Origin of the sequence: Streptomyces sp. TLI_146, from assembly GCF_002846415.1 — a bacterium.
In the GTDB taxonomy this organism is placed as follows: domain Bacteria; phylum Actinomycetota; class Actinomycetes; order Streptomycetales; family Streptomycetaceae; genus Streptomyces.
In genome coordinates, this window is sequence record NZ_PJMX01000001.1 from 2,189,315 (window position 1) to 2,213,435 (window position 24,121).

The 24,121-nt window shown below is 73.0% G+C and carries 18 protein-coding genes and 1 pseudogene; 12 read left to right on the forward strand and 7 right to left on the reverse strand.

Annotated features, from left to right (window positions below):
• Nucleotides 1-10: 10 nt before the first annotated feature.
• The gene (locus BX283_RS10050; RefSeq protein ID WP_101387287.1) at nucleotides 11-1,219 is read right to left on the reverse strand and encodes an MFS transporter; all 1,209 of its coding nucleotides are present in this window, start codon (nucleotides 1,217-1,219) and stop codon (nucleotides 11-13) included.
• Nucleotides 1,220-1,330: 111 nt separating this feature from the next.
• On the opposite strand from BX283_RS10050, the gene BX283_RS10055 reads away from it, so the two are divergent.
• A complete protein-coding gene (locus tag BX283_RS10055; RefSeq protein WP_101387288.1) occupies nucleotides 1,331-2,653 on the forward strand; it encodes an aminotransferase class I/II-fold pyridoxal phosphate-dependent enzyme in 1,323 nt (440 codons plus the stop codon).
• A gap of 41 nt (nucleotides 2,654-2,694) precedes the next feature.
• On the opposite strand, the gene BX283_RS10060 is transcribed toward BX283_RS10055, so the two are convergent.
• The gene (locus BX283_RS10060; protein ID WP_101387289.1) at nucleotides 2,695-4,683 is read right to left on the reverse strand and encodes an acetoacetate--CoA ligase; all 1,989 of its coding nucleotides are present in this window, start codon (nucleotides 4,681-4,683) and stop codon (nucleotides 2,695-2,697) included.
• A gap of 216 nt (nucleotides 4,684-4,899) precedes the next feature.
• Between BX283_RS10060 and BX283_RS10065 the strand changes: the two are divergent.
• Nucleotides 4,900-7,258 (forward strand): annotated as a pseudogene (locus tag BX283_RS10065) (TIM-barrel domain-containing protein).
• Nucleotides 7,259-7,354: 96 nt separating this feature from the next.
• On the opposite strand, the gene BX283_RS10070 reads toward BX283_RS10065, so the two are convergent.
• Nucleotides 7,355-7,882: an NUDIX domain-containing protein gene (locus BX283_RS10070; RefSeq protein ID WP_257582409.1), complete on the reverse strand. Its 528-nt coding sequence runs from the start codon at nucleotides 7,880-7,882 to the stop codon at nucleotides 7,355-7,357.
• Between the two features lie 92 nt (nucleotides 7,883-7,974).
• Between BX283_RS10070 and BX283_RS10075 the strand changes: the two genes are divergently transcribed.
• From BX283_RS10075 to glpK, 5 genes are all read left to right on the forward strand, one after another.
• Entirely contained in the window at nucleotides 7,975-8,781 is an 807-nt protein-coding gene (locus BX283_RS10075) for a M15 family metallopeptidase (RefSeq protein ID WP_101387290.1), read from the forward strand.
• A 77-nt stretch (nucleotides 8,782-8,858) separates the two neighbouring features.
• Nucleotides 8,859-9,308 (forward strand): Zn-ribbon domain-containing OB-fold protein, encoded by a 450-nt coding sequence (locus BX283_RS10080; protein ID WP_257582412.1) that lies wholly within the window; start codon nucleotides 8,859-8,861, stop codon nucleotides 9,306-9,308.
• The gene (locus BX283_RS10085) at nucleotides 9,305-10,501 is read left to right on the forward strand and encodes a lipid-transfer protein (RefSeq protein WP_101387291.1); all 1,197 of its coding nucleotides are present in this window, start codon (nucleotides 9,305-9,307) and stop codon (nucleotides 10,499-10,501) included. Before BX283_RS10080 ends, BX283_RS10085 begins: the two co-directional genes overlap by 4 nt.
• 303 nt (nucleotides 10,502-10,804) lie before the next feature.
• Nucleotides 10,805-11,530: an MIP/aquaporin family protein gene (locus BX283_RS10090; protein ID WP_101387292.1), complete on the forward strand. Its 726-nt coding sequence runs from the start codon at nucleotides 10,805-10,807 to the stop codon at nucleotides 11,528-11,530.
• A 42-nt stretch (nucleotides 11,531-11,572) separates the two neighbouring features.
• Nucleotides 11,573-13,084, forward strand: a complete 1,512-nt coding sequence (glpK, locus tag BX283_RS10095) for a glycerol kinase GlpK (RefSeq protein WP_101387293.1) — start codon at nucleotides 11,573-11,575, stop codon at nucleotides 13,082-13,084.
• A 76-nt stretch (nucleotides 13,085-13,160) separates the two neighbouring features.
• On the opposite strand, the gene BX283_RS10100 is transcribed toward glpK, so the two are convergent.
• Genes BX283_RS10100 through BX283_RS10115 form a run of 4 tightly spaced genes read right to left on the reverse strand, consistent with a single transcriptional unit; the run spans nucleotide 13,161 to nucleotide 17,391 of the window.
• On the reverse strand, nucleotides 13,161-13,766 hold the full coding sequence (locus BX283_RS10100) for an ATP/GTP-binding protein (protein WP_101387294.1): 606 nt from the start codon (nucleotides 13,764-13,766) through the stop codon (nucleotides 13,161-13,163).
• Complete coding sequence (locus BX283_RS10105) at nucleotides 13,747-14,199, reverse strand: DUF742 domain-containing protein (RefSeq protein WP_101387295.1); 453 nt, start codon at nucleotides 14,197-14,199, stop codon at nucleotides 13,747-13,749. Before BX283_RS10105 ends, BX283_RS10100 begins: the two co-directional genes overlap by 20 nt.
• A 10-nt stretch (nucleotides 14,200-14,209) precedes the next feature.
• Nucleotides 14,210-14,650 (reverse strand): roadblock/LC7 domain-containing protein, encoded by a 441-nt coding sequence (locus BX283_RS10110; RefSeq protein WP_101387296.1) that lies wholly within the window; start codon nucleotides 14,648-14,650, stop codon nucleotides 14,210-14,212.
• Entirely contained in the window at nucleotides 14,647-17,391 is a 2,745-nt protein-coding gene (locus BX283_RS10115; protein WP_101387297.1) for a nitrate- and nitrite sensing domain-containing protein, read from the reverse strand. Before BX283_RS10115 ends, BX283_RS10110 begins: the two co-directional genes overlap by 4 nt.
• 352 nt (nucleotides 17,392-17,743) lie before the next feature.
• Between BX283_RS10115 and BX283_RS10120 the strand changes: the two genes are divergently transcribed.
• From BX283_RS10120 to BX283_RS10140, 5 genes are all read left to right on the forward strand, one after another.
• The gene (locus tag BX283_RS10120; protein WP_257582415.1) at nucleotides 17,744-18,226 is read left to right on the forward strand and encodes a hypothetical protein; all 483 of its coding nucleotides are present in this window, start codon (nucleotides 17,744-17,746) and stop codon (nucleotides 18,224-18,226) included.
• Nucleotides 18,227-18,244: 18 nt separating this feature from the next.
• The gene (locus BX283_RS10125; RefSeq protein WP_257582416.1) at nucleotides 18,245-19,060 is read left to right on the forward strand and encodes an IclR family transcriptional regulator; all 816 of its coding nucleotides are present in this window, start codon (nucleotides 18,245-18,247) and stop codon (nucleotides 19,058-19,060) included.
• Nucleotides 19,061-19,214: 154 nt separating this feature from the next.
• Complete coding sequence (locus tag BX283_RS10130) at nucleotides 19,215-21,680, forward strand: FAD-dependent oxidoreductase (RefSeq protein WP_257582417.1); 2,466 nt, start codon at nucleotides 19,215-19,217, stop codon at nucleotides 21,678-21,680.
• Between the two features lie 67 nt (nucleotides 21,681-21,747).
• The gene (solA, locus tag BX283_RS10135) at nucleotides 21,748-22,977 is read left to right on the forward strand and encodes an N-methyl-L-tryptophan oxidase (RefSeq protein WP_101387298.1); all 1,230 of its coding nucleotides are present in this window, start codon (nucleotides 21,748-21,750) and stop codon (nucleotides 22,975-22,977) included.
• Nucleotides 22,974-24,116: an aromatic ring-hydroxylating dioxygenase subunit alpha gene (locus tag BX283_RS10140; protein WP_101387299.1), complete on the forward strand. Its 1,143-nt coding sequence runs from the start codon at nucleotides 22,974-22,976 to the stop codon at nucleotides 24,114-24,116. The genes solA and BX283_RS10140 overlap by 4 nt, the downstream gene beginning before the upstream one ends.
• Nucleotides 24,117-24,121: the final 5 nt, after the last annotated feature.

The following is a 24,121-nucleotide window of genomic DNA, read 5'->3' on the forward strand; positions in this document are numbered from 1 at the left end:
ATGCTGTCGATCAGTGCTCACTCACCGTAACCGAGGGCACTGACAACGCCGGTCGCGGCAGCCGGTCCCGTACCAGCCGGTGCTGAACACAGCAGGTCAGAGCGATGACGGCGCCGAAGGCCGTCCAGCCGACGGGGCCGGTCGCGATGGCCGCGGTCACGGCGAGCGGCCCCGCGCTGCGCTGTGCGGACTGGGCGAGGCCGTGCACGCCGAGGTAGCTGCCCTGGGCGTGTTCCGGGGCCAGGGCGATCGAGAGTTCCCACGAGACGGTGGCGTGGATCATCTCGGCCAGGGTGAAGGCGGCGGCCGAGACGGTCAGGCAGATGCTCGCGGGTACGGCGCCGTGGACCGCCGAGGCCGCCATGGCCACTCCGGCGGCGGCGAAGACGACGGAGAGCGGGAGGAGCAGCCGGTGTGCCGCCTTGGTGGTCGCGCCGAAGCGGGCGAGGGGGACCTGGAGGCCCACCACCATCACGTTGTTGAGCACCATCAGGAGCGGTACGAGGCCGTGCGGCGCGTCCGTGGCGGAGACGGCCCAGAGGGGGATGCCGACCTTGAAGACGGCGTCGTCCATGAAGAGCACCGCCTCGGTGGCGACGTAGGCCAGGTAGGCGCGGTCCTTCCAGGGGCTGCCCGGTCGCGCGGCGGGGGCGGGGTCCTTGGAGGTGGCGACCGTGCGCGCGGGCGAGGGCGGTTCGGCGCAGCGGGCGGTGACCAGGGCGGCGCCGACGAAGGAGAGGGCGTCTCCGGCGAGCAGCCACTGGTAGGCGGCCGTGGTGGCGAGCGCGAGGGCGAGCGCCGCGGCGAGGCCTCCGACGGCCCAGCCCGCGTTGGCCAGGGTGCGGCTGACGGCCTGGTAGCGGACGCGGTCGGGTCCGGCGACGCGGGCCGCGTACAGCTTGGTGAGCACGTTGGCGGAGCGGTCGCCGAAGCTGCCGACGGCCGAGTACACCAGCAGGAGCGCGTAGTTGTCGGTGGTGAGCAGGGCGGCGGAGGCCAGTGCGCGCAGGACCTGGAAGACGATGAGCACGCGCGTGAGGGGCAGCCGGTCCGCGATGCGGCCTCCTACGGGGGCGCCCGCGATGCCGACCGCGCCGGCGAGGGCGACCAGCGTGCCGACCTGGGCGACGGAGAGTCCGGCCACGTAGGTGAAGTACAGGACCGAGACCGCGGCCCACAGGCCGCTGCCGGTCCGGTCGACGAAGGCGACCCAGAGCATCAGTCGGCCGTCGCGGCCTCCCGGGACTCGTTCCCACAGTGCGGCACGTCGGCTGCGCAAAGTCACTGCTCCCCCTTGACTGGAATTATGTATTGATACATAGTTCAGTACGTGGCAGAACAATATGCGATCAGCGGCACCTCGGCCAAGGGAATTGCCGCATCCGTCGAACGGGGAGTCGCCGACGGCGGGTTGGCGCCCGGGGACACGCTTCCTCCGGTCCGCCGGCTCGCCGACGACCTGGGCGTGAGTCCCGGCACGGTGGCGACGGCGTACAAGGAGCTGCGCGGACGCGGCGTCGTGGTCACGCACGGGCGGGGAGGGACCGTGGTCGCCGCGGCGCCCTCGGTGGCCTCGCGGCGCCCGCCGAAGGTGCCGGAGGGGCTGCGGGATCTCGCGGGCGGCCACCCCGACCCGGCCTTCCTGCCCGAACTGCCCGCGCCGGTGCGGATGACGGCCGGTGCGCGGTCGCACCGCTCGACGCCCCGGCTGCCCCTCCTTGAGGAGCGCGTCCAGGAGTGGCTGGGCGCGGACGGCGTGCCGGCCGATGCGGTGACCTTCGCCCACGGCGCGCTCGACTGCGTGGCCCGGCTGCTCACCACCGAGCTGCGGCCCGGTGACGCGGTGGCCATGGAGGACCCCGGCTACCACCATCTGCTCGACCTGGTGCAGGTCATGGGGTTGCGTACGGTTCCGGTCGCCGTCGACGACGAGGGGATGCGGCCCGAGGCCCTGCGTGAGGCGCTGCGGGCCGGGGCGCGGGCCGTCGTGTGCAGCCCGCGGGCGCAGAACCCGTACGGCGGCTGCTTCTCGCGGCGGCGCCGGGACGACCTGGTGGAGGTGCTGCGCGCCGCGCCCGAGGTGCTGGTGATCGAGAACGACCACGCCGCGGAGATCGCGGGGGCGCCGCTTCACTCTCTTACGGAGGGCGGGCAGCTGGCGCGCTGGGCCCATGTGCGGACAGTGACCAAGTACCTGGGCACGGACCTGCGCTGGGCCGCCGCCGCCTGTGACCCGGCGACGCTGGCGAGGCACGACGGGCGGCTGCTGCTGACCTCCGGCTGGGTGAGCCATCTGCTCCAGGGCACGGTGCTCGGGCTGCTCACCGACCGGATGGCGCGGGAACTCGTGCAGCGCGCGCGTGATGCCTACGCGGAGCGGCGCGGTGCTCTGGCGGGCGAGCTGGAGCGGCGCGGGATCGCCTCGCACGGGGCGAGCGGGATGAACCTGTGGGTGCCGGTGCGGGACGAGTCCGCGGCGGTGAACGGGCTGCGCTCGCGCGGCTGGTGGGTCGCCGCCGGGGCGCGGTTCCGGATCTCCTCCGGTGCCGGTGTACGGATCACCTCGGCGGGGCTGAAGCCCGCCGAGGCGGCCCGGCTCGCCGCGGACTTCGCCGAGGTGCTGGGCGAGTCCGAGGCCACGTACGGAGGGTGACGGGCGGCGCCCCGGCCTTCGGCGGCCGGGGCGCGCGCGTGTCAGCCGTGCTTGCGGCCCGCCGCTTCGTAGAAGCGGAGGAGGTCGAGGTTGTCGACCGAGCCCGGGTTGACCGCCTTCTCCAGCGGCGTGCCCTGGAGAAGCCGCTTGACCGGCACCTCGATGCGCTTGCCCGTCAGCGTGTGCGGGACGCCCGGGACTTCGATGATCTCGTCCGGGACGTGGCGCGGCGAGAGCTGCTCCCGGATCGCCTGCTTGACCTTCGTACGGAGGGCGTCGTCCAGGACGGCGCCCTCGGCGAGGTGGACGAAGAGCGGCATCCAGTAGCCGCCGTCCGGCTCTTCGATGCCGATGACCAGCGACTCGCGGATCTCCGGGAGGCGTTCGACGACTTCGTAGATGTCGGCCGAACCCATACGGACGCCCTGGCGGTTGAGGGTGGAGTCGGAGCGGCCGTGGATGACCACCGAGCCGTGGTCGGTGATCGTGATCCAGTCGCCGTGGCGCCACACGCCGGGGAACATCTCGAAGTAGCTGTCGCGGTAGCGGCTGCCGTCCGGGTCGTTCCAGAAGCGGATCGGCATGGAGGGCATCGGGTTGACCACGACCAGCTCGCCCACCTCGCCCACGACCGGCTTGCCCTGCGGGTCCCACGACTGGAGGTCCGTGCCCAGACAGGCGGCCTGGAGCTCGCCGATGTGCACGGGGAGCGTCGGGACGGCGCCCGCGAAGCAGGAGCACACGTCGGTGCCGCCGCTGACCGAGGCGATCCACAGGTCCTCGCGGACCTCGTCGTGGAGCCAGCGGAAGCCGTCGGGCGGAAGCGGCGAGCCCGTGGTGGCGACGCACTTCACGCGCGAGAGGTCGTGGTCGCGCGACGGGTGCACACCGGCCTTGCGGCACGCCATCACATAGGCGGCGGAGGTACCGAAGAGGGTGGCGCCGGTCCGCTCGGCGACGCCCCACTGGGCGCCGGTCTCCGGGTAGCCCGGGCTGCCGTCGTACAGGACCACCGTGGTGCCCGTGAGCAGGCCGGAGACGAGGAAGTTCCACATCATCCAGCCGGTGGAGGTGTACCAGAAGAACCGGTCCTCGGGGCCCAGGTCGCAGTGGAGGCCGAGCTGTTTGAAGTGTTCGAGGAGGATGCCGCCCTGCGACTGGACGATGGCCTTGGGCAGGCCGGTCGTGCCGGAGGAGTAGAGCACCCAGAGGGGGTGGTCGAAGGGAACTTGCTCGAAGACCGGCTCGTTGTCACTCTCAGTGAGCGATGACCATGCGAGAGTTCCTTGGGGGGCAGGGGTGCCGAGCAGCGGGATGTGGACGACGGCACGCAGGGTGGGCAGTTCGCGGCGGAGCTCGGAGACGACGTCGGTGCGGTCGTGTTCCTTGCCGCCGTAGCGGTAGCCGTCGACGGCGAACAGGACGACGGGTTCCACCTGCTGGAACCGGTCGAGGACGCTGCGCGCGCCGAAGTCGGGGGCGCAGGAGGTCCACACGGCGCCGACGGCCGCGGTGGCCAGGAGCGCGGTGACCGCCTGCGGGACGTTGGGCAGATAGCCGCTGACGCGGTCCCCGGGCCGGACGCCCAGGGCGCGCAGCTCTGCGGCGAGCGAGCCGACCTGGCGGCGCAGCTCGGCCCAGCTGGTGGCGACGGGCTCGTGCGTCTCGTCGACGTGCAGCAGCGCGGCGTCGTCGGCGCGGGCCGGGTCCTCGGCGGTGCGCAGTGCGTGCTCGGCGTAGTTGAGGGTGGCGCCGGGGAACCACTGGGCGCCCGGCATCGACCGGTCGGCGAGCACCGTCTCGTACGGGGTGGAGAAGCTCACGTCGAACCAGTCGGCGACGGCCTTCCAGAAGGTGTCGAGTTCGGTGACGGACCAGCGGTGCAGCGCCTCGTAGCCGCCCTCGGCAGGGGCGCCGTACCGCTCGGCGGCCCAGGTCTGGAACGCGGTGATCCGCGCCCCGGCGATGCGCTCGGGGCTCGGCTGCCACAGGGGCGCGGGCTGCGGCGCGGCGTTCGCTGGTGAGGTCATGGGTCGGCTCCCGGGCTGGTACGCGTGGTGTGCGTGCCGCGCGCACACGCGTAGGGGTGTGCGCATGCGGCGGCTCACAGGGACGATGCCATGTGATCGTCTTCCGCACCAGGGTGTGCCGCCCATAGTCCGGCACCTGACGATGTGGTGCCACCACGGGTGAACGGAAGTTGAACGGAGCACACAGCTCATGATCCGGATGGCAGGGTGAGCCGCATGGACGGCAATGACCTGGTGCGCTCGGTGAAGGCGGTCGGCTCGGTGCAGGGGCTGCGGGCGGTCCGCTCGGCCCTGCGGCGGCGCCGGGCGGACGCGTGGGGGCTGCCCGCGCGCGGGCCGGAGCGCGCCCGGGTGCCCGGTCAGGTCCAGGGCGCGGAGCCCCGGCCGGGCGGCGGCGTGGTGCGGTTCGCGCGCTCTGTCCTGGAGGTGCGGGTGGCGGCGGGCGGCGCCGTGTTCTGGGGCTGGGACGGAGCCGGCCCCGACCCGTCGTACGCGCTGGCGGGACCCGCGCCCGAGCCCGACGCGCGCGCGGTCCTGGAGCCCGACACGGACGGCGGCTGGCGGGTGGTCTCCGAACGCGTGATGGTGGCGGTGTCCCGGCACGGGGCCCTGGAGGTGCGCACCCCGGGTGGTGTCGTGCTCCGCCGCGAGCTGCCGCCGCGCTGGTGGGAGCCGGTCGGCGGCGGCCCCGCGCGCTGGGTGCAGCGCTCCGAAGTCCCCGCCGACGCGCGCGTGTTCGGGCTCGGCGGGCGCGCGGACGGCCCCCGGCTGCGCGACGGGGCGTACCGGCTGTGGAACACGGACCCGCGCGGCGGCTTCGCCCCCGGCGACGATCCGCTGTACATCACCATGCCGGTGCAGCTGGTGGTGGCGGACGCCGGGACGCATCTGGCGTTCTACGACAACACCTGCGACGGCCGGGTCCTGCTGCGCGAGGGCGAGGAGGGCGCCGGTTCCGGGCACGACCGGGCCGGGAGCAGCGAGCTGCGGATGGAGGGCGGCCCGCTGCGCTGCTGGGTGGTGGCGGGCACCCCCGCGCGCGTGCTGCAGGGCTGGACGGCGCTGACCGGCGCGCCCGCGCTGCCGCCGTCCTGGGCGCTGGGCCCGCAGCACGCCCGCTGGGGCTTCGGCAGCGAGGCCGAGGTGCGGCGGGTCGTCGCCGGGTACCGGGAGCACGGCCTTCCGCTGTCCGCGCTCCATCTGGACATCGACCATTACGACGCCCACCAGGTGTTCACGGTCGACCGCGAGCACTTCCCGGATCTGCCCCCGCCTCGCCAAGGACCTGGCCGAGGACGGGGTGCGGCTGGTGTCGATCGTCGACCCGGCGGTGAAGGCGCAGCGCGGCAACGCGGTGTACGACAGCGGGCTCGCGGCGGACGCGTTCGTGCGGGACGCACGCGGCGACGAGGTGCGGGGCGTGGTCTGGCCGGGCGAGTGCGCGTATCCCGACTTCACGGATCCGCGCGCGCGTGAGTGGTGGGGCGGGCTCTACCAGGAGCGGCTCGACCAGGGCTTCGCCGGGGTGTGGCACGACATGAACGAGCCGACGTCGTTCGCGCCCTTCGGCGATCCGACCCTGCCCCGCTCGGCGCGGCACGCGCTGGAGGGCCGGGGCGGCGACCACCGCGAGGCCCACAACGTGTACGGCCTGGCGATGGCGCGCGCGGGCTACGAGGGGCTGCGCAGGCTGCGCCCCGACGACCGCCCCTTCCTGTTCAGCCGCTCCGGCTGGGCCGGGATGCAGCGCTACGGAGGCACCTGGTCGGGTGATGTGAGCACCGGCTGGCCGGGGTTGCGGGCCTCGCTCGCCCTGGTGCTCGGGCTGGGGCTGTGCGGGGTGCCGTACTCGGGTCCGGACGTGGGCGGCTTCAGCGGCACTCCGTCGCCGGAGCTGTATCTGCGCTGGTTGCAGCTGGCGGCCCGGCTGCCGTTCTTCCGTACGCACTCGGCGATCTGGGCCGGGCGCCGCGAGCCGTGGGAGTTCGGGCCGGAGGTCCTCGGCCACGCGCGCGTGGCGATGGCCGAGCGGGAGCGGCTGCGCCCGTACTTCATGACGCTGGCGCAGCTCGCCCGGCTGACCGGGGCGCCCTACGCACGGCCGGTGTGGTGGGGCACGCCGGGCGACCGGGCGCTGCGGGACTGCGAGGACGCGTTCCTGCTCGGCGACGCGCTGCTGGTGGCGCCCGTCTTCGAGCGGGGCACGGACCGGCGGGCGGTGCGGCTGCCGCGCGGCCGCTGGTACGACACGGCGACCGAGGAGCCCCACGAAGGGCCCTGCCAGGTCCTGGTGGACGCGCCCCTGGCCCGTATCCCGGTGCTGGCCAGGGCCGGTTCCGTCATCCCGGTGCGCGGCGCGCACGGCGAGGTGGAGCTGGAGGTGTGGGCCCCGGCGGCCGGGCGCACCGGCGGCGGCCTGGTCGTCCGGGACGCGGGCGACGGGTGGGCGCCGGCGGCGGTGGAGCGTTTCACCACCCGGACGGCGGGCGGCCGGGTGGTGGTGGAGCGGATCACGGACGAGGGGGCGACGCGGGAGCTGGGGTACGAGGTGCGGGTGCGGGGTGGAGGGCGGTGAGGTGGGGCGCTCTCCGATCCCGGGGCGGGTGCCCCCGGCCCTCGCCTCCTCGGCGCCCAGGCACCCTCGACGCCCGAACCGCCCCCGCCCCCCCCCTCAACCCCCCGCGAACCACGCCCGTACCACCTGCGTATGCAGGGGAAACGCCAGTTCCTCGGGGCGGTGGAGCACGCGCCAGCCCGCGGTCTCGTCCGTCGGTGCCGGCCGTGGGAGCTCGGCCGCGGTGCGGGTGGGCAGCAGGCCGAAGAGGAGGACGTGGTGCGGGGAGCTGAGCGCGTCCGCGAGGCGCACCTCGTCGGCGGACGCTTCGATCCCGGTCTCCTCGTACAGCTCGCGGACGACCGCCTCCTGCCACAGCTCGCCGTCGTCGACGAAGCCGCCGGGCAGGGCGGACCGGCCTATATGGGGCTCCACGGCGCGGGTGATGACGACGAGTCCCGTACCGCGCGCGTCCGCCACGGGAAGGAGGGCTAGGGCGACGGGCAGCGGGTTGCGATAGGCGACGGTCCCGCAGGCCGCGCAGGGGCGGGGCCAGCCGGCCGAGGCCGAGGGATAGGGCGACCCGCACGCGGTGCAGTGCGAGTCCTTCACAGGCTGCTTCGAGGTCTTCGAGGTCCCGGTCACGCGCGGACTTTAACCGAATACATTCGGCCATCGGATCACATTGCCCCAACTTCCCCTTTTCTACGTCCCGTTGAGCCATGAAGGGTGTGCCCATGACACTCAGATCAACCGTGCGCGGCCTGATCGCCGCTGCCGCGGCCCTGCTCGCCGTGACCGCCACCTCGTCCACCGCCCGGGCCACGCCCGAGCCCAAGGCGCCCGCCGAGTTCGTGGCGCTGGCCACCGTGGACCCGACGATCATCCAGGAGATGCGCTACATCACGCCGCACAACTTCGTGGGCAAGCCGATCGACGGATACAAGCAGCCGGTGTGCATCCTGACCCGCCAGGCGGCCCAAGCGCTGCACCAGGCGCAGCTGAGGCTGCTGCGTGAGGGCTACTCGCTGAAGGTGTACGACTGCTTCCGGCCGCAGCGGGCCGTGGACCACTTCGTGGAGTGGGCGAAGGACCTCGACGACCAGAGGATGAAGACCGAGTTCTATCCGCTTGTCGACAAGTCGAGGCTGTTCGAGGACGTGTACATCGCGGCCAAGTCCGGTCACAGCAGGGGCAGTTCGATCGACGTCACCCTCGTCAGGCTGCCCGCGTGGCCGACGCCGCCCTACCGTCCCGGTCAGCCGCTGGTGCCGTGCTTCGCGCCGAAGGACCAGCGCTTCCCCGACAACTCCGTCGACATGGGCACCGGGTTCGACTGCTTCGACACCCTCTCGCACACCGACGACCCCCGCATCCAGGGCGTCCAGCGCGCCAACCGCCAGCTCCTGAAGGGCACGCTCCAGGCCGCCGGGTTCGTCGGGATCCCCCAGGAGTGGTGGCACTTCACCTACCAGCCGGAGCCGTTCCCGGACACCTACTTCGACTTCCCGGTGGCGTGGCGCTCGGTGGCCGGTCACCGCTGAGCGACGCCCTCTGCCGGAGCACGGCCTCCCGTGGCACACTTCTGACGTTCCGTCAGATACGAGTGCCGGGAGGGGCTTTGACGCGCACGCGCACGCCCGTGGTGGCGGACTGGTTCACGGAGGCGGAGGACGAGGAGTTCCGGCTGCTCGGCACCCGGTGCTCGGCCTGCGCCTCCGTGTTCTTCCCCCGTGAGGACGCGTTCTGCCGCAACCCCGGCTGCGCCGGGCGGGAGCTGACCGAGGTGCCGCTCTCCCGGCGCGGGCGCGTCTGGTCGTACACCGACGGGCGCTACCGGCCGCCCGCGCCCTACGTGTCCGACCCCGAGGCCGTCTGGCAGCCGTACACCCTGGTCGCCGTGGAGCTGGAGGCCGAGCGGATGGTCGTCCTCGGGCAGGCCGTGCCGGGGGTGACCACCGCCGACCTCGCCGTCGGTATGGAGGTCGAGGTGGTGCCCGGTGTGCTCAATGAGGAGGCCGGGACGGTCTGGACGACCTGGCACTGGCGGCCCGTGGAGGCGGGCGCATGAGCGGCACGGACGACATCGCGGTCCTCGGCGCCGGAATGCACCCCTGGGGCAAATGGGGCAGGAGTTTCATCGAGTACGGGACGGTCGCGGCCCGCGCCGCGCTCGCCGACGCCGGGCTCGACTGGCCGGACGTGCGGTCCGTGGTCGGCGCCCAGACCGTGCGCGGCGGCTACCCCGGGTACGTGGCCGGGGCGACCTTCGCACGGGCGCTCGGCTGGCAGGGCGCGCGCGTGACGAGCGTGTACGCGGCCTGCGCCTCCGGGGCGCAGGCGATCAACACCGCGCGGGCGCAGATCCTCTCCGGGATGGCCGAGGTGGTGCTCGTGGTGGGCGCCGACGCGGCGCCCAAGGGGTTCTTCGCCCCGGCGGGCGGCGAGCGGCCCGACGATCCCGACTGGCTGCGCTTCCGGGTCCTGGGCGCCACCAACCCGGCCTACTTCGGCCTCTACGCCCGCCGCCGCATGGCCCTGCACGGGGACACGCCCGACGACTTCGCGCGCGTCAAGGTGAAGAACGCGGCGGCGGGCGCGCTCAACCCGTACGCCCGCTACCGCAAGGCGGTGACCGCCGAGGAGGTGGCCGCCTCCGCCGTGGTCGCCGATCCGCTGCGGCTGCTCGACATCTGCGCGACCTCCGACGGGGCGGCCGCGCTGGTGCTGTGCGGCATGGACTACGCGCGCCGCCGCGGAGCGGTGGACCCGGTTCGGATACGGGCCGTGTCCACGGTCACGCCCACCTACCCGAACACCGTCCTGGACCTGCCGGACATCGCCACCGACTCGGCGGTCGCGGCCGAGCCCTCGCCGTACTCCTTCCGCGCCTCCATCGCACGGGCCGCCTACGAGGAGGCCGGGATCGGGCCCGAGGACCTGTCGCTGGCCGAGGTGTACGACCTGTCGACCGCTCTGGAGCTGGAGTGGTACGAGGATCTGGGGCTGTGCGGCGCCGGGGAAGGCGCGAAGCTCGTACGGGAGGGCGTGACGGCGCTCGGCGGTCGCGTTCCGGTCAATGCGAGCGGGGGGCTCGCATCGTTCGGCGAGGCGGTGCCCGCCCAGGCCATCGCGCAGGTCTGCGAGCTGACCTGGCAGCTGCGCGGCACGGCGGGCGAGCGGCAGATCGCCGGGGCGAGGACCGGGATCACCGCCAATCAGGGCCTGTTCGGGCACGGCTCCTCGGTGATCGCGGTGCGCTGAACTCCCGGCCGCCCCCGTGCCCGTACCCCAACGGCCGTTGCTGTCGGCGACCTTGACGCTCCATCACGGCCGGTGAACACTTCCCGTTGTCTCTCGGCGTCGCCGTTCCTCGGCTCCCGGCCGCGTGCCCTCCACGCGGTCGCCGGGCTGCTCCCCCACCGGTGGCTCCGCCAGACGAGCACGCTCGTCACGGATGCCGGGCGGGGGCGAGCAGGCCCTCACCACCGGCTCCGCAGCCATGGGAAGCGCGCACCCTGCACGGAGGACCGGGGCCACGCCCCGGGCGAGGGCATAGGAGCAGCCATGAGCAACGGAGACATCTTCCTCGGTGAGGTCATCGGCACGTCCATCCTGATCCTCTTCGGGGCCGGGGTGTGTGCGGCGGTCACGCTCAACCACTCCAAGGCGAGAGGCGCCGGCTGGGTGGTCATCGCCTTCGGCTGGGGCTTCGGCGTGCTGGCCGGGGCGTACACCGCGGCGCCCCTGTCGGGCGGCCACCTCAATCCGGCGGTGACCGTCGGCATCGCGGTCGACACCGGCGAGTGGGACAAGGTCTGGCTCTACGTGCTGGGGCAACTGTCCGGCGCGATGCTCGGCGCGGTCCTCGCCTACCTCGTGTACTTCGCCCAGTTCCGGGCCAACGCCGACCGGGACGGCGGCGTCCCGACGCTCGGCGTCTTCTCGACGATCCCCGAGATCAGGAATCCGGCCGCCAATCTGGTCACCGAGATCATCGCCACCGTCGGCCTGGTGCTGCCCGTGCTCGCCTTCGGCGACAACCAGGGCCTCGGCGACTCCGGCAGCACCGTGCTGGTCGTGTCGCTGCTCGTCGTCGGCATCGGCCTCTCGCTCGGCGGGCCCACCGGCTACGCCATCAACCCGGCCCGCGATCTGGGCCCGCGCCTGGTGCACAGCGTGCTGCCGATCCCCCGCAAGGGCACCTCGGACTGGGGTTACGCCTGGATACCGGTGGCGGGACCGCTGGCCGGCGGGGCCCTCGGCGGTCTGATCCACCACGCGGCCTTCTGAACACGCGCCGCGCACCCGCGGCCTTCCGACCTAGGGGTAGCCATGACGCAGAAGTTCGTCGCAGCCATCGACCAGGGCACCACTTCAAGCCGCTGCATCATCTTCGACCAGGGCGGCGCCATCGTCGCCGTGGACCAGCGCGAGCACCGCCAGATCTTCCCGAAACCGGGCTGGGTCGAGCACGACGCCACCGAGATCTGGTCCAAGGTGCAGGCCGTGGTCGCGGGCGCGCTCGCCAAGGCCGGGATGCGCGCGGAACAGCTCAGCGCGCTCGGCATCACCAACCAGCGCGAGACGACGGTCCTGTGGGACCGGGCGACCGGCAAGCCCGTGCACAACGCGATCGTCTGGCAGGACACCAGGACCTCGGCGCTCTGTGCCCAACTCGGCGCCGAGGACGGCCAGGACCGCTTCCGTGAAGCCACCGGGCTGCCGCTGGCCAGCTACTTCTCCGGTCCGAAGGCGGCCTGGCTGCTCGACAACGTACCCGGGCTGCGGACCCGTGCCGAGCGCGGCGAGATCGCGTTCGGGACCATCGACTCCTGGCTGATCTGGAACCTGACGGGCGGTACGGACGGCGGGGTGCACGTCACCGACGTCACCAATGCCTCGCGGACCATGCTGATGAACCTGTCGACCCTGGAGTGGGACTCCTCGATCCTGGCCGCGATGAACGTGCCGGAGGCGATCCTTCCGGAGATCCGGTCCTCGGCCGAGGTGTACGGGACGGCGGTGGGCCAGCTGGCGGGCGTGCCGGTGGCGTCCGCGCTCGGCGACCAGCAGGCGGCGATCTTCGGGCAGGCCTGCTACGACACCGGCACGGCCAAGAACACGTACGGGACCGGAAGTTTCCTGCTGCTCAACACCGGCGGGCGACCGGTGGCATCCAAGAGCGGCCTGATCACCACCGTCGGCTACAAGATCGGCGACCAGGCGCCGGTCTACTGCCTGGAGGGCTCGATCGCGATCACCGGGGCCCTGGTCCAGTGGTTCCGGGACCAGCTCGGGCTCATCCGCAGCGCCGCCGAGATCGAGACGCTCGCCGCGAGCGTCGAGGACAACGGCGGGGCCTACATCGTGCCCGCCTTCTCCGGCCTGTTCGCGCCCTACTGGCGCTCGGACGCGCGCGGTGTCATCACCGGCCTGACCCGGTACGTCACCAAGGCGCATCTGGCCCGCGCGGTCCTGGAGGCCACCAGCTGGCAGACCCGCGAGGTGGTGGACGCGATGTACCAGGACTCCGGGGTGCGGATCACCACGCTCAAGGTCGACGGCGGAATGACCGTCAACAAGCTCCTGATGCAGCATCAGGCGGATGTGCTCGGCGTGCCGGTGATCCGGCCGAAGGTCTCCGAGACGACCTGCCTGGGCGCCGCCTACGCGGCGGGGCTCGCCACCGGGGTGTGGGCGGGCCTGGACGAGCTCAAGGCGCACTGGCAGAAGGACGTGGAGTGGGTGCCCGCCATGGAGGCGCAGGTGCGTGAGCGCGAGTACGAGAACTGGCGCAAGGCGGTGGAGCGCAGCCTCGGCTGGCACGAGGAGGACGCCAAGTAGGCCGCATCCGCCCCCCAAGACGCACGGCCCGTACCCCAGTCGGTGGGGGTACGGGCCGTGTCCTCGCGTACGGGCCTCAGATCGAGACCGTGCGGCGTCTGCGCTCGGAGAGGACCATCGCGTGTTCCACGACCGCGACCAGGACGTCCTTGACGGCCTCGCGGTCGCGCGCGTCCGTCATCATCAGCGGTACGTCCGGGTCGAGGTCGAGCGCGGAGCGCACGGCTTCGGCCGGGTAGCGGGCCGCGTCGTCGAAGCAGTTGACGGCCACCGTGAAGGGCAGCCCCCGGCGCTCGAAGTAGTCGATCGCCGCGAAGGAGTCCTCCAGGCGGCGGGTGTCCGCGAGGACCACCGCGCCCAGGGACCCCTGCGCCAGCTCGTCCCAGAGGAACCAGAAGCGGTCCTGGCCGGGCGTGCCGAAGAGGTAGAGGACCAGGTCCTCGCGGAGCGTGATGCGCCCGAAGTCCATGGCGACGGTGGTGGTGCTCTTCGCCTCCACTCCCTCGACGTCGTCGACCGGCCGCCCGGCCTCGCTGAGCCGCTCCTCGGTGCGCAGCGGCCGGATCTCGCTGACCGCGCCCACCAGCGTGGTCTTGCCGACTCCGAAGCCGCCCGCCACCAGGATCTTGAGGGTCACCGGTTCGACGGGCCGCTTCCTGCGGCTAGAGCGCCCGAAGGCCATTGATCACCTCGCGGAGAAGGGACTCGTCCGGCAGCTCGGCCGGCGGAACGGGTCGGGAGACGTGCACCAGCTGGTCCTGGACGAGGTCGCCCACCAGGACGCGGACCACCCCGACGGGGAGGTCGAGTCCGGCGGCGAGCTCGGCGATGGACTGCGGGGTGCCGACGCAGCGCTCGACGATCTCGACGTGCTCGGGCGAGAGCGAGTGGTCGTGCCCCGGGTCGTCGGCGGCCGGTTCGGGCACCACCACCGCGATCAGGTCGAGCCGGTGCTGACCGACGCTGCTGGTGCGGCCGCGGGTCATCGCGTACGGCCGCACCACCGGTCCCGCGTCGTCGTCGAACCAGTGGTGCTGCCGGGGCGGTGACTGCTGCGGCACCCGGTCCGGCTGCTGCGGGCCGTTCGCCGGCGCCCGCTGGTCTGCGTCACTCATACCGTCGCGCTCACCCTGCGGTGGGCAGGCCGGTCCGTGGTGCCGTGGTGAGGTGGGCCCCGACCCGCTTGACCATCAGGGTCATCTCGTACGCCACCTGGCCGACGTCCGACTCGGCGTCGGACAGGACGGCCAGACAGCTGCCGTCGCCCGCGGCGGTCACGAACAGGAAGGCGTCGTCGAGCTCCACGACGGTCTGGCGGACCCCGCCCACGTCGAAGTGGCGGCCGACGCCCTTGGCGAGGCTGTGGAAGCCGGAGGCCACGGCGGCCAGGTGCTCGCCGTCCTCCCGGGTCAGGTCCCTGGACGTGCCGGTGGGCAGGCCGTCGCTGGACAGGACGAGCGCCTTGCGGATGGAACCGACCCGGTCGACCAACTCGTCCAGCAACCAGTTGAGTTCCCCGGCGCCCTTCCCGATGACGTCGTGTGCTGCGGACTTCGGTGCGGTCATCGACCGTCCCCCTCCGATGTATTGCGTCGTACGCCGCCCAGGGCCTGGTCGGGCCCGTCGGCTGTGGTCTCTGCGCTGGTCATCGCGTTGTGCCGACGCCCGCGCTGCCAACCACGCTGCATCGACGCCATACGGTTGCGCACTTCCTCTGCGTCGCGCTCGGGCTGCGGCTGAGCGCCCGGGCCGCCCGGCCCGGTGCGGTCCGCGGGCTCGGCGGAGGTCTCTTTCAGCTGGGGGGCGAGGCTGGCCTGACGGACCCGGCGGGGCAGGGCGCCCTGCGGTCCGGTTCCGTCGGCGCTCTCGCGGGCGTGCGCGGGCCGCCGCAGCGGCTCGGGCGCCGGGGCCGGGACGAGCCCGCTGGCGCGCAGCGCGTCGGCCCGCCGCAGCTCCGGGGTGGGCCCGGCCGGACGGACCGGCTCCGCCCCGTAGGGCGGGTGGTCGCGGCCGGGCTGGTCGTCGACCCGGCGCCCGTGGTCGCTGACCAGGGTCGGGGCGGGCGGGCGGCGGCGCGGCAGCGGTACGGGGCCGGACGGCCGGGCCGGGGCTCCGGCGCCCTCGTCGGCCGACTGCGGGTGCTGGCGGCGCTCGGCCGGGACGCCTCGGGGCGCGCCGAGGAAGCCGGTGCGGTCGTCGTCCCGCTCGTCGGCGCCCAGGGCGTGCGGGGCGTCCAGCTCCAACGGGTCCACGGGTGCCTCCAGTTCGACCGGCCCGTCGAGCAGGGCGCGGTCGGGGATGCCCACCGGGAGCGGGTTGAGCGCACGGGGTCCCGCGTCCCGCTCGCGGCGTCCGGCCGCGTCGCCGTGGGCCGCCTTGCGGTCGAGGCGGAATCCGGTGCCGTTGGTGTCCGGCGCGTCGGTGAGCAGGGCCGCCGGGATGAACACGATCGCCGTGGTGCCGCCGTACGGGGAGGGCTGGAGCGAGACGCGGACGTTCTGCCGCTGGGCGAGCCGGCTGACCACGAACAGGCCGAGCCGGTCGGTGTCGGAGAGCTCGAACTCGGGGGTCTCGGCGAGGCGCAGGTTGGCGTCGAGGAGCGCTTCGGGCGTCATGCCCAGGCCCCGGTCGTGGATCTCCAGCGTGAAGCCGTTGGCCACCCGCTCGCCGTGCACCTGGACGGCGGTGTGCGGGGGCGAGAACACCGTGGCGTTCTCCAGGAGTTCGGCCACCAGGTGGGTGAGGTCGGCGACGGCCGGGCCGCCCACGCCGAGCCGGGGCAGCCTGCGGACCTCGATGCGCTCGTAGTCCTCGACCTCGGCCACCGCGGCGCGGACGACGTCCATCAGCTGGACGGGCTTGCGCCACTGGCGGGAGGGGGCGGCGCCGGAGAGGATCACCAGGCCCTCGGCGTGGCGGCGCATACGGGTGGTGAGGTGGTCGAGCCGGAAGAGGTCGGCGAGCTCGTCGGTGTCCTCGGTGCGGCGCTCCATGGTGTCGAGGAGCGTGAGCTGGCGGTGCAGGAGGACCTGGTTGCGGCGGGCCAGGTTGACGAAGACCTCGGCCACCCCGCGCCGCATGTCGGCCTGTTTGACGGCGGCCTCGACGGCGGCGCGCTGAAGGGTGTTGAGGGCCTGGCCGACCTGGCCGACCTCGTCCTTCTCGTAGTCCAGGCGCGGCGCCTCGGTCTCGACGTCGACCTGCTCGCCGGCGGCGAGGCGGCGCATCACGCTGGGCAGGCGCACGCCGGACACCTCGTGCGCCTCCTTGCGGAGCCGGGTGAGGTCGCGGATCAGCTCGCGGCCGATGCGCACGGAGAGGAAGAGCGAGAAGACGAGCGCGAGGAAGCCGAGGACGCCGGCGACACCGGCCTTGATGAGGACGTTGAAGGCGACCGGGTGGACGCGGTCGCGGTAGCGGTCGTCGGCGTCCGAGACGGACTCCGAGAGGCGTGCGAGCAGCGGGGTCGCGGTCTGCTGCCAGCGGGCCAGGTCCACCTTCGGGTTCTTGGTGGGGCCCGCGGTGATGATGTTCTGCTCGGCGGCGCGCAGCGACTCGGAGCCCGAGGCGGCCCAGAACCGCTCGAAGATCTCGCGTTCGCCGGCGGGCAGGTTCTCCAGGCTGATCTCGTACAGGAGCGTGCGGTTGGCCACCAGGTTGACCACCTCGCGCAGTTCGTTCCAGGTGAACTGCGGCGGGGCGACCAGCGAGGAGGCGACCAGCGCGTCCTCGCGCGCCAGCATCTCGCGGGCCCGGGCGAGGCCCACGACCGCGCGGCCCTGCTTGTCCATGTCCACGTTCTCCAGCGCGTGGAGATTGGTCAGGAACGTGTAGCAGGGCTCGATGACGTCGCTGTACGCCTCCAGCGCCCGGGTGCGGTTGAGGCTGCGGCGGTCGACCTGCCGGCGCAGGTCGCCGATGCCGTCGAACTCCTCCAGGACGGTCTTCAGCCGCGCCCGGGCCGCCGGGCGCAGATCGTCGCGCACCTGGGAGTCATTGGCGGCGGAACGAATCTTCGCCACCGCGCGGTCGGTGTCCCGGCGGCGGTTCTGCAGCGCGGCGAGCGCGTCGGCGGCCCGCTGGTCGGCCAGATAGACGAGCGTCTGGCGGCGTTCCTCCTGGATGACCTGGACCGTGTCCTCCATCGGGGAGCCGACCTTGTCCACGATGTACGTGACGTTCAGCAGCTCGTTGGCCTCGCGGCCGGTGATGTAGGTCGTGAATCCCCACAGGGCGGTGAGGGAGACGAGCGGCACCAGCAGCAACGCCACGATCTTCCTGCGGATGGACTTCCCGCGAAAGCGCATGGCCTCCCCCAGATCAACCGTCAACAAACGGCGTGAGCCTACTACTGCCACACAGACAACTCGAAGGCACGTCCGGACGATTTTCGGCCGCCCTCACGGGAGTTGATCATGGGTTGTCCTGGTATTACGTGAGATCACCTCCAGGGTGTGGCCGAGGACACCCGTAGGGCCGGTGGTTCCCGTCCTGGCCCGGTTGGCTGGAATTCTGCCTTCCACGCAAATCCGGGGAATCTTGGGGGAGTTCCGTTCGTCCTTCTGTACGGGGGTTGTGACGGGGATGTACGGACCCGTGCGCATCGGCAGGCATCGATGCGCCGGTGGTGGGGAGTGAATATCCATGGGCACTGAAGGCATGAGTGCGAACCGAGTGGCGGCCGAGGGCACGCACGCGGACGGCAGGCATGACGACAGCGGGCACGGCGCAGGCGGACGCGGCGGGGGTGAACTGCCGCCGCTGTGGGTGGAGGAGCCCGCCATTCGGCCGCGGCTGCCCGACCCGATCAGGGACGCGGCAGTGCGCTCGGTGCTGATCGTGGCGTTCACGCTGATCCAGGCGGTGATCGCGTTCCTGTGCACGGTGGCGGGCTCCTGGCTGGCCTTCCCGATGGTGCTCAGCAGCGTGGCGAGCACGGTGGTGGCGACCTGGGCGGTCCTGGACGTGTGGGTCACACGCCAGGTGTGGAACCAGCGCAACGGCGTGGTGTCGGTGCCGAGCAGCACGGCGCGCCAACTGCGCCGGGAGCGGCGCCGGGTGCGGCGCGCGGCCCGGTCGCCCGAGCGGTCGGGGACCGGCCGAATAGGCACGGGCGAGACGGGCAGCCTCTCCCGGGCATAGCGGCCCGAGGGAGTGCCGGTGGGTGAGGTGCAGGAGCCGGACGCGGCCGTGGGCAGACGACGGGGCGGCGCCGGGGCACTGCGGTCGGTCGACCGCGCGGTCAGCGTCCTTGAGGCGCTGGCCCGGCTCGGCGAGGCCGGAGTCACCGAGATCGCCGATGAGTTGGGGGTGCACAAGTCGACCGCGTTCCGGCTGCTCGGGGCGCTGGAGAACCGGGGCCTGGTCGGCCAGGAGAAGGAGCGGGGGAAGTACTTCCTGGGCGCCGGGATGCTGCGGCTGGCCGGTGCCGCGGCAGTGCGGCTCGACGTCTCGCAGGAGGGCGTGCCGGTCTGCCGCGCGCTCGCGGACCGCACGGGCGAGACCGCCAACGTCGCCGTGCTCGACGGCGACGCTGCCGTCAACATCATGCAGGCGCGCGGGGCGGCGGCCGTCACGGCGTTCAACTGGCTGGGCCGGCGTACCCCGCTGCACGCGACCGCGAGCGGCAAGGCGCTGCTCGCCCACCTCCCCGAGGAGCGCCGCGAGGCACTGCTGGGCCAGGGGCTGGCGCGCTTCACCGCGCACACCCTCACGGATCCGGCCGTGCTCCGCGCCGAGTTGGCGGGAGTGGTCGAGCGGGGGTACGCGCAGACGGCAGAGGAGCTGGAGGACGGGCTGAACGCCCTGGGGGCGGTGGTGCGCGGCCACGACGGCGCGGTGATCGGCGCGATCGGCGTCTCGGGCCCTGCGTACCGGATGCCGAGGGAGTCACTCCCGGAGGTCGCCGAGCACGTCCTGGAGGCTGCCCAGGACCTCTCGCGCCGCATGGGGCATCCCGGGCAACACGAGCGCTGATGTCACGTCACATCCCTTTCCGGCCAGGTGAATTCATGGCCGGGACGCTCTCGGCCGACGTCCGGTCCGACCCTCTTGACGCTCTCCTGGGCCGTCCCCACCATGTCTCACATCGCGCAACCGGGAGTGCTCTGCGCAACAGGAGGGTGAGGCCGTGTCTCACGAGATCCGCACCGCCCCCGCACCCGACCCCGCCCACGCGCGCGTCGTCGTCATCGGCGCCGGAATCGTGGGCTGTGCGCTCGCCGACGAGCTCACCGCGCGCGGCTGGTCGCACGTCACCGTGGTGGAGCAGGGGCCGCTGCCCGCGCCGGGCGGATCCAGCTCGCACGCGCCCGGTCTGGTCTTCCAGACCAATGCCTCCAGGACGATGACGGCGTTCGCGGCGTACACGGTGGACACGCTGCGAGGGCTGAGCGTGGACGGTGAGCCCTGTTTCCGGGCCGTCGGCGGCCTTGAGGTGGCCACCACCCCGGAGCGCTGGGCCGATCTGCACCGCAAGGTGGGCCTCGCGGCCGCCTGGGGCGTACGGGGCGAGTTGCTCAGCGCACACCGGTGCAGGGCGCTGTGGCCGCCGCTCGACGGGGAGAAGGTCCTCGGCGGCTTCCACACCCCCGACGACGGGCTCGCCGACGCGGTGCTCGCCTCCCGGGCACTGCAGGCCCGCGCCCAGGGCCGGGGCGCCCGCTTCCTGGCGCGGCACACGGTCACGGACATCGAGCGGCAGGACGGCCGCGTCACCGCCGTCGTCACCGACCGGGGCCGCTTCCCGGCCGACGCGGTGGTCTCGGCGGCCGGGTTCTGGGGCCCGGTGATCGGACGGATGGCCGGGGTGAGCGTGCCGCTGCTGCCGCTCGCCCACCAGTACGCGACGACCGCCCCGCTGGCCGGGCTCACCGCACGGGCGGCGGCCGCCCTGCCGATCCTGCGCCACCAGGACCGCGACCTGTACGTCCGGGCGCACACCGACGCGGACGGGGCACGCCTCGGCATCGGCTCGTACGCGCACCGGCCGCTGCCGGTGGACCCGTTCGCGGTCCCGGCGTACGACGACGCGCCCGTGATGCCCTCCTCGCTCGCCTTCACCCCGGAGGACTTCGCGCCGAGCTGGGCGGACGCCACGGAGCTGCTGCCCGAGCTCGCGCACAGCTCGGTCGCGCACGGCTTCAACGGCGTCTTCTCCTTCACGCCCGACGGTATGCCGCTGCTCGGCGAGTCCCGGGAGCTGCGCGGGTTCTGGCTGGCGGAGGCGGTGTGGGTGACGCACTCGGCGGGGGCGGCCAGGGCGGTCGCCGAGTGGATGACGGACGGCCGCCCCTCGCTCGACGTGCACGCCTGCGACGTCCGGCGCTTCGAGAACGTGCAGCTCACGCCCCTGTACATAGAGGAGCGGTCGGCCCAGAGCTTCGTCGAGGTGTACGACGTCGTGCACCCGCTCCAGCCGATGGAGCGCCCGCGCCCGCTGCGGACCAGCCCCTTCCACGTACGCCAGCGCGAGCTCGGGGCGTACTTCCTGGAGGGTGGCGGCTGGGAGCGCCCGCAGTGGTACGAGGCGAACGCGCCCTTGGTGGACGGGCTGCACATCCCCGTGCGGGACGCCTGGTCGGCGCGGTACTGGTCGCCGATCGCGGCGGCGGAGGCGAAGGCGACGCGCGAGCGGGTCGCGCTGTACGACATGACCCCGCTGCGGCGCCTGGAGGTGACCGGGCGCGGCGCCCTCGCGTTCCTCCAGCGGATGACCACCAACCAGCTGGAGAAGAAGCCGGGTTCGGTGACGTACACCCTGCTGCTCGACGGGGCGGGCGGGATCCGGTCCGATCTGACCGTGGCGCGCCTGGCCCCGGACCGCTTCCAGGTGGGCGCCAACTCCCCCGCCGACCTGGACTGGCTGCTCGCGCACGCGCCGGACTCCGTGACCGTCCGGGACATCACCTCCGGCACCTGCTGCGTCGGCGTCTGGGGCCCGCTCGCCCGCGCGCTCGTCCAGCCGCTGACCCGCGACGACTTCTCGCACACCGCGTTCGGCTACTTCCGGGCGAAGGAGACAGTCGTCGGGAACGTCCCGGTCACCGCGCTGCGGCTGAGCTACGTCGGCGAGCTGGGCTGGGAGCTGTACACGAGCGCGGATCTCGGGCTGCGGCTGTGGGACACCCTCTGGGAGGCCGGGCAGCGGCTCGACGTGGTCGCGGCGGGCCGCAGCGCCTTCGAGTCGCTGCGCCTGGAGAAGGGCTACCGCGCCTGGGGCCGTGACATGACGGCCGAGCACACCCCGTACGAGGCGGGGCTCGGCTTCGCGGTCCGGCCCGGCAAGGGCGAGTTCATGGGCCGCGATGCCCTCGGCGATCCCGCGGCCGTGACCCGCAGGCTCACCTGTCTGACCCTGGACTCCCGCTCGGCGGTGGTCCTCGGCAGTGAGCCGGTCCTTGTCGACGGTGTGCCCGCCGGTCACGTCACCAGTGCCGCGTACGGCTACACGATCGGCCGGTGCGTCGCGTACGCCTGGCTGCCCGTGCTGGCGCCGGGCACCGCGGTCCATGTCGAGTACTTCGGCGAGAAGGTCCCCGCGACCGTCGCCGAAGAGCCGCTGTTCGACCCGCGGATGGCCCACCTGCTGCGTTGACCGGCGCCTGCGCCGCACGGCGTCACGAGGCGGGCCCGGCCGGGCACCGACCCCTCCGGGAGGAAGCATGGCTCCGACGTACGACGTGATCGTCCTCGGTCTCGGCGGCATGGGCTCGGCCGCCGCCTGGCATCTGGCCGCGCGCGGCGCGCGCGTCCTCGGCCTGGAGCGGTTCGGCCCGGTGCACGCGCACGGCTCCAGCCACGGCGGCTCGCGGATCACCCGCCAGTCCTACTTCGAGGACCCGGCGTACGTGCCGCTGCTGCTGCGGGCGTACGAGCTCTACGACCGGATCGAGCGGGACTCGGGGCGCGAGATCGCGCTGCTGTGCGGCGGGATGATGGTCGGCCGCCCCGACTGCCGTACGGTCGCGGGCGCGGTGCGCTCGGCCCGGCAGTGGGACCTGCCGCACGAGATGCTGGACGCCCGCGAGATCCGCCGCCGCTTCCCGACGATGAACCCGCACGACGACGAGGTGGCGCTCCACGAGGCGCGGGCCGGGCTGCTGCGCCCGGAGGCCACGGTCGCGGCCCACCTCCAGCTCGCCACCAAGGCGGGCGCCGACCTCCACTTCGAGGAGCCGGCGACCCGCTGGGAGGAGCTGCCGGGCGGGCGCGGGGTCCGCGTCCACACGCCCGAGAACAGCTATACGGCGGGCCGGCTGGTGATCTGTCCTGGTGCCTGGGCCCCGGAGCTGCTCGCGGACCTCGGTGTGCCGATACGTATCGAGCGGCAGGTCATGTACTGGTTCGCGCCCGAGGGCGGCACCGAACCGTTCCTGCCGGAGCGCCAGCCCGTCTTCGTGTGGGAGAAGGCGGACGGGGTCCAGGTGTACGGGTTCCCGGCCATCGACGGGCCCTCGGGCGGCGTCAAGGTCGCGTTCTTCCGCAAGAACGGCGCCCCCTGCACGCCCGCCACCGTCGACCGTACGGTGGCCCCGGCCGAGGCCGAGGAGATGGCGGCGGCCATGCGCCGGGTGACCCCCACCCTGCCCGGAACCTTCCTGCGGGCCGTGACCTGCATGTACTCGACCACTCCGGACGAGCACTTCGTGATCGCGCGGCACCCGGCGCACCCCGGGACCACCACTGTGGCCTGCGGTTTCTCGGGGCACGGCTTCAAGTTCGTGCCGGTGGTCGGCGAGATCCTCGCCGACCTGGCCCTCGACGGCACGACAGCCCATCCCATCGAGCTGTTCGACCCGCTCAGATTCGCCACGAAAGCGGAGGCGGAGGCGAAAGCAGAGGCGGACGCGGACACCACGGCCCCCGCGAGCGCCCGTGGCGGCGCGCGATGACCGCCGGGGCCGCCGAGCGCACCCCGAGCCTGCTGGAGACCCTGCCCGGCCGGTTCTACTGCGACCCGGCGGTCTTCGCCCACGAGCAGGAGCGGATCTTCGAAACACTGTGGTTCTGCGCGGTGCGCGCCGCCGACCTCGACCGGCCCGGCGCCTTCCGCACGGTCCAGGTGGGCCGCGAGAACGTGCTGGTGGTGCGGACCCGCGAGGGCGCGCCGCGGGCGTTCCTCAACGTCTGCCGGCACCGGGGCGCCCGGGTGTGCGCCGAGGAGAGCGGCACGGTCCGGCGCACCCTCCAGTGCCCGTACCACGCCTGGACGTACGACCTGGAGGGCAGACTCGTCGCCGCGCCGAACCTGGCGCGGATGCCGGACGTGGACCGCGAGGAGCGCGGGCTGCTGCGGGTCGCGCTGCGCGAATGGCTCGGCTATGTGTGGGTGTGCCTGGCGGAGGAGCCGCCGTCGTTCGAGGACACGGTGGTCGGCGCGGCCACCGAGCGGCTCGGCGACCCGGCGGCGGTGGAGCGCTACCGGGCCGCGGAACTGGCCCTGGGCCGCCGGATCTCGTACGACGTGCGCGCCAACTGGAAGCTGATCGTCGAGAACTTCATGGAGTGCTACCACTGCGCGACCATCCACCCCGAACTCACCCATGTGCTGCCGGAGTTCGCCAAGGGGTTCGCCGCGCAGTACTACGTGGGGCACGGCGCCGAGTTCGCGCGGGGCGCGCAGGGGTTCACCGTGGACGGCAGCGCGGGGTTCGGGCGCCTCGCGGGGCTGGCGGACGGACAGGACCGCCGCTACTACGCGATCACCGTGAAACCGCAGGTGTTCGTGAACCTGGTGCCCGACCACGTGATCGTCCACCGGATGTTCCCGCTGGCCGTGGACCGCACGGTCGTCGAGTGCGACTGGCTGTACGCACCGGAGGTCGTGGCGTCCGGCGCCGATGTGTCGCGTTCGGTGGAGCTGTTCCACCGCGTCAACGTGCAGGACTTCGCGGCGTGCGAGCGCACCCAGCCCGCCATGGATTCGCGCGCGTACCGGCGCGGCGGCGTGCTGGTTCCCAGCGAACACCACATCCGCGCCTTCCATGAGTGGGTTCTCACATGTCTGAAGCCTCACATGTCTGAAGTGTGAATACC

Excerpts from the sequence above, each read along its gene's own strand:
- BX283_RS10060 (WP_101387289.1), bottom strand. The coding sequence starts at position 4,683 with ATGACCTCACCAGCGAACGCCGCGCCGCAGCCCGCGCCCCTGTGGCAG.
- BX283_RS10050 (WP_101387287.1), bottom strand. The coding sequence starts at position 1,219 with ATGCTCTGGGTCGCCTTCGTCGACCGGACCGGCAGCGGCCTGTGGGCC.
- BX283_RS10090 (WP_101387292.1), top strand. The coding sequence starts at position 10,805 with ATGAGCAACGGAGACATCTTCCTCGGTGAGGTCATCGGCACGTCCATC.
- BX283_RS10105 (WP_101387295.1), bottom strand. The coding sequence starts at position 14,199 with ATGAGTGACGCAGACCAGCGGGCGCCGGCGAACGGCCCGCAGCAGCCG.
- BX283_RS10100 (WP_101387294.1), bottom strand. The coding sequence starts at position 13,766 with ATGGCCTTCGGGCGCTCTAGCCGCAGGAAGCGGCCCGTCGAACCGGTG.
- BX283_RS10085 (WP_101387291.1), top strand. The coding sequence starts at position 9,305 with ATGAGCGGCACGGACGACATCGCGGTCCTCGGCGCCGGAATGCACCCC.
- BX283_RS10120 (WP_257582415.1), top strand. The coding sequence starts at position 17,744 with ATGAGTGCGAACCGAGTGGCGGCCGAGGGCACGCACGCGGACGGCAGG.
- BX283_RS10115 (WP_101387297.1), bottom strand. The coding sequence starts at position 17,391 with ATGCGCTTTCGCGGGAAGTCCATCCGCAGGAAGATCGTGGCGTTGCTG.
- glpK (WP_101387293.1), top strand. The coding sequence starts at position 11,573 with ATGACGCAGAAGTTCGTCGCAGCCATCGACCAGGGCACCACTTCAAGC.
- solA (WP_101387298.1), top strand. The coding sequence starts at position 21,748 with ATGGCTCCGACGTACGACGTGATCGTCCTCGGTCTCGGCGGCATGGGC.
- BX283_RS10110 (WP_101387296.1), bottom strand. The coding sequence starts at position 14,650 with ATGACCGCACCGAAGTCCGCAGCACACGACGTCATCGGGAAGGGCGCC.
- BX283_RS10140 (WP_101387299.1), top strand. The coding sequence starts at position 22,974 with ATGACCGCCGGGGCCGCCGAGCGCACCCCGAGCCTGCTGGAGACCCTG.
- BX283_RS10075 (WP_101387290.1), top strand. The coding sequence starts at position 7,975 with ATGACACTCAGATCAACCGTGCGCGGCCTGATCGCCGCTGCCGCGGCC.